Origin of the sequence: Cupriavidus phytohabitans (assembly GCF_017815025.1) — a bacterium.
Lineage (GTDB): Bacteria > Pseudomonadota > Gammaproteobacteria > Burkholderiales > Burkholderiaceae > Cupriavidus.
This window is the reverse complement of record NZ_JAGIQB010000004.1, coordinates 166,489-179,283: the sequence shown is the minus strand read 5'-3', so window position 1 is coordinate 179,283 and position 12,795 is coordinate 166,489. Positions and strand designations below refer to the sequence as shown.

The following is a 12,795-nucleotide window of genomic DNA, read 5'->3' as shown; positions in this document are numbered from 1 at the left end:
AGGCGTCCGCAGCCCAGTAGCCGATATTTATACGCACTCGATGCGCGACCAGGCGCTGGCCACCCGCAGGGGCCAGCGCCTTTTTCATGGGGTGTCACGGCCGGCTGCGCTTTGCGAATTCTCCTACTTTCGTGCCAGGGCACAGCAAGTATCCTGCGCATGCATCGCAGCGCGCCGGCCGTCTCCCGTTTGGCCCGTCCCGCGGCGATGCATGCAGCTGTCTGGCGTCAACTTGTCTGGCGTCGCCATTTCGCCGCACGTCGGCCGACGTGCGGCGTTTTCTTGAGCGAGGCGCGGCATGACGCACAGCACGAACCAGGACCGAGGAGACCCGATGGCATTGAGGATCCTGCTTGCGGACGACCATCCGGTGGTCAGCGCGGCCGTTGCCGACCGCCTGCACACCCAGACCGGATGGGAAATCTGCGGCACAGTGACCAACGCAACGGCACTGCTGAACAGCGTCGCGTCCCTGCGGCCCGATGTCGTCGTCACCGACTACCACATGCCCTCGCAGCAGGAGGGCAGCGGCGACGGGCTGCGCATGCTGGCCGCCCTGCGCCGGCGCCATCCTTCGCTAGCCGTGACCGTGCTGACCATGATCACCAACCCGCTGGTGCTGCGCTCCATCCTGGACACGCAGGTGCATGGCCTGCTGCTGAAAGACGCCCCGCTGTCGGAGCTGGTCACCATGATCAGCCGCATCCAGCGCGGCTTCCACTACATCGGCAAATCCGCCATGGAGATCCTGTCCCAGGCTGATCCCGGCAACCCCGCGGCAAGCCGTGGCGGCGCCGAGCGGCTGTCGGCGCGTGAAATGGAAGTGCTGCGGATGTACCTGGCCGGGCGCTCCGTCAGCGAGATAGCGATCCTGCTGTGCCGCAGCGTCAAGACCATCAGCCGCCAGAAGAACTGCGCCATGCACAAGCTGGGCGTCACCAACGACCGCGAACTGTTCGAATTCGCGGCCCTCAACGGTATGCTGCTGTCCGGCTGCTGAATGGCCGTTGCCGGCACGGCCCGCACTCAGGCCACGGCGTCGGGCTGTTCCAGCCGCGCCAGCGCATGCGCGATGCCCGTCTCCAGCTGCGCCAGCCCGCGCGACAGGTCTTGCATGGTCGTGGCCGAGACCTCGGTCAGCACGTCCTGCAGGAAGGCAGAGCGCAGCGGCATCACGCGCGCCACCAACTGCTGCCCCGCCTGTGACAGCGTGACATGGGTCACGCGGTTGTCGCGCTCCGACGTGGTTCGCTCTACCCAGCCCAGTTCCTGCATGGCCTTGAGCTGGCGCGTCAGCGCACCCGGATCCATGCCGACGCGGTCGGCCAACGCCCGCTGGGCGATGGCATCCTCCTGCAGGTAAAGCACATGCAGGATCCGCCAGCGCGCCAGCGGCAGGCCGATGCACTGCTCGAATGCAGCCGCATACGCGCGGTAGGTGCGTCCGAACTGCTGCAGTACGGCCACGCTTTGTCGCTCCAGTTCCATCCGTTCTCCTCAGGGATACACAGGCGCCATCACAGGCGCAAGCGCCGCATCCGGCTGCGCTCACTCCACCGCCATCGCGGGCTCCGCGGTGCGCACCAGCCTGACCGGCGGCACCCGGTGCGCGCACCAGATGCCTACCGCAGCGGCGATCCCGGCGGCCAGCAGGCCCAAGTGGATCGCGCTGACCAGCGACATGCGCGCCTGCTCCAGCAGCAAGGCGCCATTGTGCCCGGCCTGGCCCAGTTCGCCGAGCAGTGCCAGTTGCGAGGCCTTGTCGATCAGCACCTGCGGATCGCCCATGCGCGCCGCCCATTGGCTGGCGCCGGCGGCAGCCATGGCGTGGTCGACGCCGCCGGTATAGCTGCGCGTGACCAGTGTGCCGACGATCGCCGTACCGACCATGCCGCCCACCATGCGCAACGATTGCAGCATCGCCGTGGCAATGCCAAGGTGCTCGCGCCCCGCGGTCTGCTGCGCAAACACCGTCAGGTTAGGCATGATGAATCCCAGCCCGAAGCCCCCCACCAGCATGATGGCGAGCAGCATCCCATGCGGCATGGCGCGCGTGGCCTGTGACAGGGCAAGCGTTGCCAGTGCCAGCATGCCAAAGCCGGCATACAGCATCGCGTTGGGCCGGCGGATGCGGGTGATGACGCGGCCGTTGACGATGCTGCCGACCGTGATGCAGACCACCAGCGGCGTGATCAGCAACCCCGCTTCCTTCGGCGACAGGCCAAAGCCGCCCTGGAACAGCAACGGCGCATACAGCAGCAGGGCGAACATCGTGACGCCGGCGAACACGGACAGCTGGAACAGTGGCGCCAGGCCCGGGTTGCGAAACATCTCCACCGGCAGGATCGGGTTGGCGCAGCGCTGCTCCCAGTGCCACAACGCCACCATCGCGAGGGCTGACAGCACCAGCAGGCCCGCGGTATAGGCATCGAAGCCGCGCCCGGGCAGCAATTCGACACTCATCTGCATGGCACCCAGCCCAACCGCGATCAGCAAGGCCCCGAGCCAGTCCACGCGCACCGGCCCGCTGTGAGCCTGCTGGCGCAGGTGCGGCAGGTAGCGCCAGGCAAACCACAAGCCCAGCACGCCGACCGGCAGGTTGACATAGAAGACCGCGCGCCAGCCATACCACTCGGTCAGCACGCCCCCCAGCGAAGGTCCGATGGCATTGGCAATGCCGAATGCCGCGCTCAGCATCACCTGCCAGCGCAGCCGCACATGCGAATCGGGAAACAGGTCGGCAATGCAGGCGAAGGCCGTGCCCACCAGCATGCCGCCACCGATCCCCTGCAGTGCCCGCGCCAGCACCAGGAACGGCATGCTGGGCGCGAGCCCGCACAGCGTCGACGCGACGGTGAATACCACGATCGACGCCAGCACGAAAGGCTTGCGTCCGTAATAGTCGCCCAGCCGGCCGAAGATCGGCACGGTGATGACGGACGTCAGCAGGTACGCAGTGACCACCCAGGCGTAGTACTCGAAGCCTTGCAGTTCCGCCACGACGGTCGGCAGCGCGGTACCGACCACGGTCTGGTCCAGCGCCACCAGCATCACCACGAAAGACACGCCCAGCATGGCCAGCAAGGATTTGCGGAACGGCAGGACCTGACCGGCGGGCTCACCGCTGTGTGGCTGGGACGTCATGTTATTGCTCGATCAATCGTTGTGGTATCAACGATTATAGGAACAGGCTTCGCAGGCCGCCAGCCTTTATTTCGCGCCGAAATACCAGTAGCGGAACATTTCGCGGGCCGGCGCAAGGTAGCTGCGGATATCCTCCTGCCGGCCATTGGCATACCAGTGGCAATAGCAGCCATGGAATACCGCCAGCAGCGCACGCGCCGTTTCCGGCGGAAGCGGGCGCTCCGGCGTACCGAGTGCCTCCGCCAGCACGCGAACATGGCCGTTCCACCCCTCGCGGATATGCTCGCGCACGCTCTGCGGGGCATTGCCCGAAAACAGCAGCGCCAGCACGATCCCCTTGGTTTCCGGGTTGCGCGCGAAGTAGTCGGCCACGCGCTCGAACAGTTCATCCACCCGCTGCGACACGGTCAGGCCTTGCAGGTCGGCCGGGTCGAATTGCACCTCGATCTCCTGGAACAGGCTGATCGCGGCTTCCGCTAGCAGCATCTCCTTGCTGCCGAAATGCCACAACAGGCTGCTCTTGGCCACGCCAGCGTGCGCCGAGACCTGGTCCAGCGTGACTTCGCCATAGCCATGCTCGGCGATCAGGGCCTTGGTCAGGTCGATGACCCGCTGCCGCGTTTCGAGGCCGCGGCGGTATTTGGTCGACCCGGCCCCACGCGACGGTGGTGTTTTCGGTGCGGTGTCGTCCTGGCGTTCGGCGCCCAAGGCCCCTTCCTCTGATGAATGCATAGCTACGTCGACGCGGAGCCTGGAAAATGCTGAGCGTCGGCCATTTTTCTCTCGGTGTTTGCCCTAAAGGCGGCGTGCTGTCCTTGACAGCCTATCATCGCCCTACCCAAACTCTAAATTGTACCGACCGTTCAGCACAATTTGAAATATCGTTGTGGCGAATACAGCACTATCCGATAGCCCGCTGGCCCTGTTCACAAGGCAGCGGGCAGCCTTCATGGCGTCTCCCTTTCCGTCGCTGGCCCAGCGCCGGAGCGCATTGCAGCGGCTGCGCCAGGCACTTCGGGGCCACGCCCAGCGACTCGCCGCCGCCGCGGCCCGTGACTTCAGCGCGCGCGCCGATGCCGAGACCCTGATGGTCGACGTGCTGCCGTCGGTGCTTCATGTCAACCACCTGCTGCGGGGCCTGCGGCGCTGGATGAAGCCGTCGCGCCGGCACACCGAACTGCTGTTCCTCGGCAACGGCGCGCGGGTGATGTACCAGCCCAAGGGCGTGGTCGGCATCGTGGTGCCGTGGAATTTCCCGGTCTACCTCGCGCTCGGTCCGCTGGCGACGGCGCTGGCCGCCGGCAACCGCTGCATGGTGAAGACCTCCGAATACGCGCCGCATACCTCGGCCGCGCTGCGCGACCTGCTGGCCGAAGCCTTCGATGAAGACGAGGTGGCCGTGGTCGAGGGCGATGCCACGGTCGCCCGCGCCTTCACCGGCCTGCCGTTCGACCATATCGTCTTCACCGGTTCGCCGGAGGTGGGCCGCCACGTCATGCGAGCCGCCGCCGACAACCTGACACCCGTGACGCTGGAACTGGGCGGCAAGTCGCCGGCGATCGTGTCGCGCAGCGCGGCGCTGGAAACGGCGGCCACGCGCATCGCCCACGGCAAGACGCTGAACGGCGGCCAGATCTGCGTCGCGCCAGACTACGCGCTGGTGCCGCACGAACTGGCCGGGGATTTCGCCAACGCCGTGCTGGCCGCCGCCGCCCGCATGCATCCACCAGGCAGCAACGACTACACCGCGGTCATCCACGACGCCGCGCTGGCACGCCAGCGTGCGCTGCTCGACGATGCCCGTGCGCTGGGCGCGCGGGTCCTCGCGGCGGCGATGCCGGCGGACGGACGGCGCCTGCCCTTGCACGTCGTGCTCGGCGTCACGCCGCAGATGCGCCTGGCACGCGAGGAAATCTTCGGGCCGATCCTGCCGGTCGTGACCTACCGCACCTTCGATGAAGCCATCGCCTACGTGCAGCGGGGCACTCGGCCGCTGGCGCTCTACTATTTCGGCCATGACAAAGCCGAAACCAGCCCGCTGCTGGAACGCACCCACGCCGGCGGCGTCACGCTCAACGACTGGGGCTGGCATGTGGTCAACCACGACCTGCCCTTTGGCGGCACCGGCACCTCCGGCATCGGCAATTACCACGGCGCCGAGGGCTTTCGCGAGCTGTCGCACGCCAAGGCGGTGTTCACCGAGCGCCGCTGGTTCCCGATCGGGCTGTTCCATCCGCCTTACGGCGGCCTGATACAGCGGCTCGCGCTACGCCTGTTCCTGGGCACGCCGCATCCGACCGAGCCAGGCGCGCGCACCGCCGTCGGCACGCAGGCGGCATCGACCGCATCTGCCACATCCGCCAAATCCGCCAAATCCGCCAGCAGCGACTGATCCCTCTCTTTATCCCTGACTGCAATGGAATTCGACTATGTGGTCATAGGCGCCGGATCGGCTGGCTGCGTGCTGGCGAACCGCCTCAGCGCCGACCCCGCGGTGCGCGTCTGCCTGATCGAGGCCGGCCCCACCGACCGCTCCCCGCTGATCCACACGAGCGTCAGGCGTTCCGGCACGTCGCCGGCAAGTCCCCATAAAGCGCCATCAGCGCACTGGCAACGCCGTTGGTCCACCCGAACCCGTCCTGCAGCGGATACTCGCCGCCTCCACCACCCCTGGCCCGTTCGCCGGTGGCCTCGATGTGGTATTTCTCCACCAGCTTGCATTCTTTGCCATAGACGCCGGCGACCGTGGCAAGCCAGCGCTGCGCGATGTCGAGTGCCAGGCCGTCATGGCCATAGCGAGTCAGTCCGCGCACCGCGAGCCATTGCAGTGGCGCCCAGCCGTTGGGATGGTCCCACTGCTGGCCGGAGGTGAGTTCGGTGGTGGCCAGGCCTCCCGCGTCCATCAGGCGTGCGGCCACTGCGCCGGCAACGCCGCCGGCTTCCCCGGCCCGGGCAAGGCCGAGGTATAGCGGCATCATCGTCGCCGCTGTCAGGCACGGCCGCGGCGATCCGCGGCACCAGTCGTAGTCGACGAAGATGCCGGCTGCGCCGTCCCACATGTAGTGGCGGATAGCGGCTTCGCGCCGGCGCGCGGCGGCAAGGAAGCGGTCGGCATCGGCATCGCCGGCCTCGTCGCACAAGGCGGCAAGGCGCATTTCGAGGTGCCACAACAAGGCGTTGAGGTCGACGGGCAGGACCGCGGTGGTGCGGATGGTGGCGAGATCGGCCGGTTGCCCCGCCAGCGGCAGGTCCAGCCAGCGGGAGCTGAAATCCCAGCCCGATTCGGCGGCAGCGCGCAGGTCGCGGAACACCAGGTGATGAGGCCGGCCGCTGCGCTCGGCAGTCTGGACGTCTTCCAGGAAGGCTTCCTCGCGCGGGCAAGGCCGGTCGTCCCAGTAGCGGTTGAGCACGGCGCCGTCGGGCAGGCAGAGGGCGCGCCGGTGCGCGCAGCCCGGACGCAGGGCCTGGGCGCCGTCCATCCAGAAGTCGTATTCGCGCCGAAGCTGCGGCAGGAAGTCGCGCGCTCTGGCGACCTGCTCGCGCTCGAGCAGGTCTACCATCAGCGCAAACACTGGCGGCTGCGAGCGGCTCAGGTAGTAGTTGCGCGTACCGTTGGGCACCAGCCCGTAGGTGTCGATCAGGTAGGCGAAATTGCCCGCCATTTCCAGCAGCAGGTCGCCGCGCCCGCTTGCGGCCAGCCCGACCATGGTGAAGTAGGAGTCCCAGTAGTACAGCTCGCCGAAGCGCCCGCCCGGCACCACATACCGATGCGGCAACGGCAGCAGCGACGACAGCGGCGGATGTGCGGCCGGCTCGCGCGTGAGCACCGGCCACAGGCCGTCGATGTGTTCGCGCAGCGTGTGGGCCGGGTCGGAGACATAGTGGCTGTCCGGCACCACCGCGCGCGTGAAATGCGCCTGCACGAAGTCGGCCAGGCAGAAGCCAGGCTCGACACGTGTTTCGCGATAGTGCGTGACGATGCATTCGGGGTCGCAGCCGGGAATGCAATCCGGAAAGGTCTTGCTGTCCGCGAACAGGCCGCTGTGCTGGACATCGACGAACAGTTCGCCGTAGCGCACGGCCGGCGACAGCGTATCGGCCTGCGGACAGCTCGCCAATGCATGCGGCGGCGGGCACTCGCGATGCGCGACCAGCGGCGGATGGGCCACCGCGTGGACCTTGGCCGGCGCGGCAACTGCGCCGGCGACTGCGCCGGCACCATCGGGCGTGGCCGGATCCGTGCGCGGCACCGTGTAGGCACCCGCGCTCGCGGCGCGACGGTCGTCATTGTTTCCCATGATTCCGCGCCTGCCTCTGCGCGATCGCACGGCCGATGCCGCTTGCTGTGCCGGTGACGCGCGTGGTCATGCCGGACATTTCCATGGCGCCTCCCTGCGTCGGTGCCGGCGATGGCGCCTGCCGTGGGCGCCGCCGGCTCATGATGTTAGGAGCCGCCAGGCGCCGCGAAGTTCGCCCGCCGGCGCGGCGGCCTTCGGTGCAGTGCAGCGAGGTCCGCCGCCGTGGCCCCAGGCCCCTGCCTGCCATCCCGCGGCAGACAGATCCGCACCGCCAGGCGGTGCGTGCGGTGCGTGCGGTGCGGTGCGGTGCGGTGCGGTGCGGTGCGGTGCGGTGCGGTGCGGTGCGGTGCGGTGCGGTGCGGTGCGGCATTGTGCACGGCGACTGCGCCGCGATGCGTGACCGAAGGCCGCTAACCTGCAAAAAACCCCTTTGCGCGACCGGCCCACGGCGTCTGCCCTCTAGCTGCTGTCACACCTCCTTCTCCCCATGCCTGACCGGCAACGCCGGCGCCGCCTCTTGCCTCCCCAACTGCATGAAAATCCAAGCCGACGCACAAGTGATCAGCCCCATGCAGACAAAGGTGGCATGAAACGCCGGCAACACCGCCGCCGTGTCCCCGCCAAACCGATGCTGGAACGTGGCCAGCAGCGCCCCCGCCGACGTCACCGCCAGGCTCATCGACAGCATCTGCACCATCGACAGCATGCTGTTGCCGCTGCTGGCGCCCGCGCCGCTCAGGTCCTTGAGCGTCACGGTATTCATCGCCGTGAACTGGACCGAATTGACCATGCCGAACACGGCCAGCAACGGGACCAGCAGCCATAGCGGCAGTTGCGGCGTGATCAGCCCGAAGGCGGCCATCACCAGGCCGACCACGAAGGTGTTGGAGACCAGCACGCGGCGGTACCCGTGGCGCTGGATCAGCCGCGTGGCGAGCCGCTTGGAGGCCATCCCGGCGGCGGTAACGGGCAGCATCATCAGGCCGGCGTCGAACGGTGAGTAACCCAGGCTGACCTGCAGCGTCAGCGGGATCAGGAACGGCATCGAGCCATTGCCGATGCGGGCGAACAGGTTGCCCAGCAGGCCGACGCTGAAGCTGTGGATGCGGAACAGTCGCAGCGGAAACAGCGGCTGCTTGCGGCGGTTGGCATGCAGGCCATAGGCGGTCAGCGCGGCCATGCTGGCGATCAGCAGCAACAGCACGGTGGCGTGCTCGAAGCCCAGGCCGGCCAGCCCGTCGAGCGAGAAGGACAGCGCCAGCATGGCGACGGCCAGCAGCAGGTAGCCAGCAATGTCGAAGCGGCCGATGCCGGACAGTTTTGCGTTCGGCATATAGCGGATCGTGGCAAGCGCGCCGAGCAGGCCGACGGGCACGTTGATCAGGAAGATCCAGTGCCACGAAAGCGCCTGCGTCAGCCAGCCGCCCAGCGTGGGGCCGATCAACGGGCCGATCATGCCCGGGATGGCGACGAAGCTTAGCGCCTGCAGGTACTGTTCGCGCGGAAAGGTGCGCAGCACCGAGAGCCGTCCGACCGGCAGCAGCATGGCGCCGCCCACGCCCTGCACCACGCGCGCGCCGACCAGGAAGTTGAGCGTCGGCGCATACGCGCACAGCAGCGAGCCGGCCACGAACAGGCCGATCGCGGTCTGGAAGATGGTGCGCGTGCCGAAGCGGTCGGCAAGCCAGCCCGAGGCCGGGATGATTACCGCCATGGTCAGCGAGTAGGCGATCACCACGGACTGCATCCGCAGCGGGCTCTCGCCCAGGCTGCGCGCCATCGACGGCAAGGCGGTGTTGACGATGGTCGAGTCCAGCGTCTGCATGAAGAAGCCGACCGCCACGACCCACAGCATGATGCGGCGGGTATGGTCGTCCGGCGGCGGCACGACGGGAACGTCTGGCAAGGGCGCGGTCATTACGCAAACTCCGGGCTGGCGCGCTGCCGGCCCGCAGGCGGACGCGGCCAAAGCCAACACCTTAAAGGGCAATGGCGCAACAGGCAATCAAACGAAATTGGGCGCAACCACCGCCGCGCGCCGAGCCTACAAGGCCGCGCGCAGCCCGATGAAGAAGCGCCGGCCCGGTGCCGGCTCGAAGTAACGCCCGTTGGCCTCGTTGACGATCACCGAGCCGATATAGCGCCGGTCGGTCACGTTGTCGATGCGGCCGAACAGGTAGACGCGGGTCGGGCCGAGGCGGAACTCGTAGCCGGCGCGCAGGTTGAAGACCGCGTAGCCGGGCGCGGCTTGCGTGTTGAGGTCATCGGCATAGACGCGGCTGTCGACGCGCATCTCGGCGCCGAGCGTGAGCGGCGCCAGCGGCCGCCAGGCCAGGTCGGCGCTGACGCTATGGCGCGCGGTGCCGGGCAGCCGGTTGCCCGCGGCCACGGTCTGGCCCTGCGCGTTGATGAAGGCATCGCCGAAATAGGCATCGAGCCAGGTATAGGCCAGCCCGGCCTCGATGCGGCTGCCGCCACCTTGCCCCGGCGTGCCGACCTGCCCCAGGAAGCCGCCGCGCCAGCCCAGCTCGAAGCCGCGCCGGCGCACGCCGTTGACGTTCTGGTAGACGGTGCGGCCCGCGTTGTTCGATTGCGGCACCACTTCGTCGTGGCTGTCGGCATCGAACAGCGCCGCTTCCAGGCGCTGCCCGTCGGCCTGCCACTTGATGCCGATCTCGCCCTGGCGGCTGGTCGAGGCGCGCAGGCCGAGGTTGCTGCCGACCCCGCCGGGGCCGTAGGCGACCTCGGTCAGCGTCGGCGTCTCGAAGCCGCGACCGAGGTTGGCATAGACGTTCAGGCTATCGAGCGCATGCCACACCAGCCCGAGCACCGGGCTGACGTTGCTGTAGGTGGCGGTGCCGCTGTCGTCGGGGCTGGCCGCGGTGATGAACTGGTCGTCGATGCCCAGCCGCACGCGGCTGGCGCGCACGCCGCCGACCACTTGCCAGTCGGGATGGAAGGTCCAGTCGGCCTGCGCGAAGGCGCCCAGGTCGGTCGCGGTATTGGTCTCGTCACGCCGCAGCGCGCCCTGGCTGCCGTCCTGGTTGACGTAGCCGTTGCGGCCGTCGCGCATGCCGTTGGCCTCCACCCCGGCCGTCCACAGCAGCGGCAGGCCGTTGGCGGTGGTGCGCCGGCTCCACGACAGCGCGCCGCCGCCATAGATGCGATCCAGGTCGACGATGCCGCCGGATGACGTCGGCGCGGCGCCGCTGAACCCGAGGCGCTGGTACAGGTTGCGGGTCCCGCCGTAGAGACGTCCGGTGAGGCTGTCGATGTCGCTCAGCTGATGCTCCACCACCACGCCCGCCTGCGCCTGCTCGACGTTCTTGCCGGTGTCGAACTGGGTCGCAGCCGGCACCGCCTGGCGCGGGTTGGCATCGGCCTGCGCACGTGTCAGCCCAAGCGGATCCTGCGCCAGCGGCTGGTTGAAGTAGTTGAACTGGCCAATCACGCGCGTGCCGCTGGCCGGCTGCGCCACCACGCGTGCATTGAGCTGGTAGCGGCGCGCCGCCGAGTGGTCGCGGTAGCCATCGGTCTGGTAGGTCCAGGCATCGAGCGAGCCGCCCAGGCGCTCGTTGCCGCCGGCCAGCGCCACTCCGGCCTGCCACTGGCCGTCCGAGCCGAAGCCGGTCGACGCGCGCGCGCGCGGTAAAGCCGTCCTTGGGCGGATCGGGGGTGAACACCTGCACCACGCCGCCCGAGGCATTGCCGTACATCTGCGCAAACGGACCGCGCAGCACCTCGACACGGCCGGCATTGGCCAGGTCGGCGGTGGAGGCCTGGCCCTGGCCGTCGGGCATGGTCGCGGGGATGCCGTCGACATAGAGCCGCACGCCGCGCACGCCAAACGTGGAGCGCGTGCCGAAGCCGCGCACCGCCAGCTGCAGGTCCTGCGAATAGTTCTGCCGGTCCCGCACGGCCACGCCCGGCACACCCGCCAGCACCTCGGACAGGTTGACCAGCGGCGTGGCGCTGCGCAGCGGATCGACCGGCACGCTATCCACCGCGGCCGGCGCATCGAAGCGTCGCTGCTCGCTGCGGGTGGCGGTGACCACGATGTCGGGGAGGGTTTCGGCGGTGCCGGCGGCCACCGCGCTGTCGGGCGGATCAGCGGCACGCACGCCGCCGCATGTGAGTACCAGGGCGGCCATCGCCAATGCCCTGGGCACCGGCACGCGGAGGCAGGGGCGGCGCTGATGCCTGGCCGACAAAGGCTGCGTGCCGCCTGGTTTCATGGTTGTCGGGGCGCGGTGCAGGGGTGGAGGTGTCGCAACTTTATCGCGTCCCGGGGCACATTTCCATGACGGCCGCCGCGGGGAACACCCGCTACCGTGCGACAGGGCGCGAACGATTATTCATAAAATTTCAACAACTTGTTTCACGAAGGACCCCGCGAGTACGCACCAGCCTGCCTAAACTCTCTTCACCGGCCGATGCAAAGTCAACGCACACAGCAGATCCGCTACAGCACAACCCAGCAAACGGTCATTCAGATTTTTAAAATCAAGGGACTAGACACCATGCATACCCAAACCACCCGCGTCGCCATCGTCTACCACAGCGGCTACGGCCACACTGCCAGGCAGGCCCAGGCCGTCGCTCGCGGCGCCGGCAGCGTGGCGGGCGCCGAAAGCCTGCTGATTCCGGTCGAGGACATCGACCAGCACTGGGACACGCTGGAGCAGGTCGACGCCATCATCTTCGGCGCACCGACCTACATGGGCAGCGCCTCGGCGCAGTTCAAGGGCTTCATGGACGCCACCTCGCGCAATGTCTTCGCCAAGGGCGGCAAGTGGGCCAACAAGGTCGCGGCCGGCTTCACCAACGCCGCTTCGCGTTCGGGCGACAAGCTGGCAACGCTGCAGCAGATGGCCATCTTCGCCGCGCAGCACGGCATGCACTGGGTCAACCTGGGCCTGCCTCCGGGTCACAACAACTCCAAGTCGACCGAAGACTCGCTGAACCGCCACGGCTTCTTCCTGGGCGCCGCCGCGCAGTCCGACGCCGATGTCAGCGCCGAGGTGGCGCCGCCGCCGGCCGACCTGCGCACCGCCGAGCATCTGGGGGCGCGCGTGGCCGGGGTGGCGCAGCAACTGGTGGCTGGCCAGCGCGCGCTGGCAGCACTGAAGCAAGCCGCCTGATCTTTCGCCACGCCTTACGCGTGCCCTGCCCTGCCGGCCCTTCGGGGCCGGTTTGCGTTTTGGCGGACGTGCGTTGCGACGCAGCGGGAATGCCCCGCCCATCAATATGGCTTTGCGTCCGCGCAAACACGGCCCCCGCCGGCCAGGCGCCAGCCACGCCGGTTGACAGCCATCAACCCGGGTGCTGAACACCTGACTTCGGCAACGCACGA

Annotated in this window: 8 protein-coding genes and 2 pseudogenes; 4 read left to right on the top strand and 6 right to left on the bottom strand. The window is 68.3% G+C overall.

Features of this window, described 5'->3' with window-relative positions; genetic code table 11:
* Window positions 1-334: 334 nt before the first annotated feature.
* Entirely contained in the window at window positions 335-1,000 is a 666-nt protein-coding gene (locus tag J8I34_RS04345; RefSeq protein ID WP_209805410.1) for a response regulator, read from the top strand.
* Window positions 1,001-1,026: 26 nt separating this feature from the next.
* On the opposite strand, the gene J8I34_RS04340 is transcribed toward J8I34_RS04345, so the two are convergent.
* The 3 genes from J8I34_RS04340 to J8I34_RS04330 form a co-directional block, all read right to left on the bottom strand.
* Complete coding sequence (locus J8I34_RS04340; RefSeq protein ID WP_029047546.1) at window positions 1,027-1,488, bottom strand: MarR family winged helix-turn-helix transcriptional regulator; 462 nt, start codon at window positions 1,486-1,488, stop codon at window positions 1,027-1,029.
* Between the two features lie 60 nt (window positions 1,489-1,548).
* Entirely contained in the window at window positions 1,549-3,144 is a 1,596-nt protein-coding gene (locus J8I34_RS04335; protein ID WP_209805409.1) for an MFS transporter, read from the bottom strand.
* A 66-nt stretch (window positions 3,145-3,210) separates the two neighbouring features.
* Window positions 3,211-3,852, bottom strand: a complete 642-nt coding sequence (locus J8I34_RS04330; RefSeq protein ID WP_245175762.1) for a TetR/AcrR family transcriptional regulator — start codon at window positions 3,850-3,852, stop codon at window positions 3,211-3,213.
* Between the two features lie 241 nt (window positions 3,853-4,093).
* Between J8I34_RS04330 and J8I34_RS04325 the strand changes: the two genes are divergently transcribed.
* Together J8I34_RS04325 and J8I34_RS04320 are read left to right on the top strand one after the other, a co-directional pair.
* Window positions 4,094-5,536, top strand: coding sequence for a coniferyl aldehyde dehydrogenase (locus J8I34_RS04325; RefSeq protein WP_209805407.1), 1,443 nt, complete (start codon window positions 4,094-4,096; stop codon window positions 5,534-5,536).
* Between the two features lie 24 nt (window positions 5,537-5,560).
* A pseudogene (locus J8I34_RS04320) lies at window positions 5,561-5,693 on the top strand (lycopene cyclase family protein); the annotation flags it as partial.
* Window positions 5,694-5,699: 6 nt separating this feature from the next.
* Here J8I34_RS04320 and treF read toward each other — a convergent pair.
* From treF to J8I34_RS04305, 3 genes and pseudogenes are all read right to left on the bottom strand, one after another.
* Entirely contained in the window at window positions 5,700-7,442 is a 1,743-nt protein-coding gene (gene treF / locus J8I34_RS04315) for an alpha,alpha-trehalase TreF (protein ID WP_209776458.1), read from the bottom strand.
* Between the two features lie 469 nt (window positions 7,443-7,911).
* Window positions 7,912-9,360: a multidrug transporter subunit MdtD gene (gene mdtD, locus J8I34_RS04310; protein ID WP_371748039.1), complete on the bottom strand. Its 1,449-nt coding sequence runs from the start codon at window positions 9,358-9,360 to the stop codon at window positions 7,912-7,914.
* Between the two features lie 126 nt (window positions 9,361-9,486).
* A pseudogene (locus tag J8I34_RS04305) lies at window positions 9,487-11,677 on the bottom strand (TonB-dependent receptor family protein).
* A 285-nt stretch (window positions 11,678-11,962) separates the two neighbouring features.
* On the opposite strand from J8I34_RS04305, the gene J8I34_RS04300 reads away from it, so the two are divergent.
* The gene (locus J8I34_RS04300; protein ID WP_209805406.1) at window positions 11,963-12,583 is read left to right on the top strand and encodes a flavodoxin family protein; all 621 of its coding nucleotides are present in this window, start codon (window positions 11,963-11,965) and stop codon (window positions 12,581-12,583) included.
* Window positions 12,584-12,795: the final 212 nt, after the last annotated feature.

Coding starts and splice junctions, on each gene's coding strand:
- J8I34_RS04345 (WP_209805410.1), top strand. CDS start 335: ATGGCATTGAGGATCCTGCTTGCGGACGACCATCCGGTGGTCAGCGCG.
- J8I34_RS04340 (WP_029047546.1), bottom strand. CDS start 1,488: ATGGAACTGGAGCGACAAAGCGTGGCCGTACTGCAGCAGTTCGGACGC.
- J8I34_RS04335 (WP_209805409.1), bottom strand. CDS start 3,144: ATGACGTCCCAGCCACACAGCGGTGAGCCCGCCGGTCAGGTCCTGCCG.
- J8I34_RS04325 (WP_209805407.1), top strand. CDS start 4,094: ATGGCGTCTCCCTTTCCGTCGCTGGCCCAGCGCCGGAGCGCATTGCAG.
- treF (WP_209776458.1), bottom strand. CDS start 7,442: ATGGGAAACAATGACGACCGTCGCGCCGCGAGCGCGGGTGCCTACACG.
- mdtD (WP_371748039.1), bottom strand. CDS start 9,360: ATGACCGCGCCCTTGCCAGACGTTCCCGTCGTGCCGCCGCCGGACGAC.
- J8I34_RS04300 (WP_209805406.1), top strand. CDS start 11,963: ATGCATACCCAAACCACCCGCGTCGCCATCGTCTACCACAGCGGCTAC.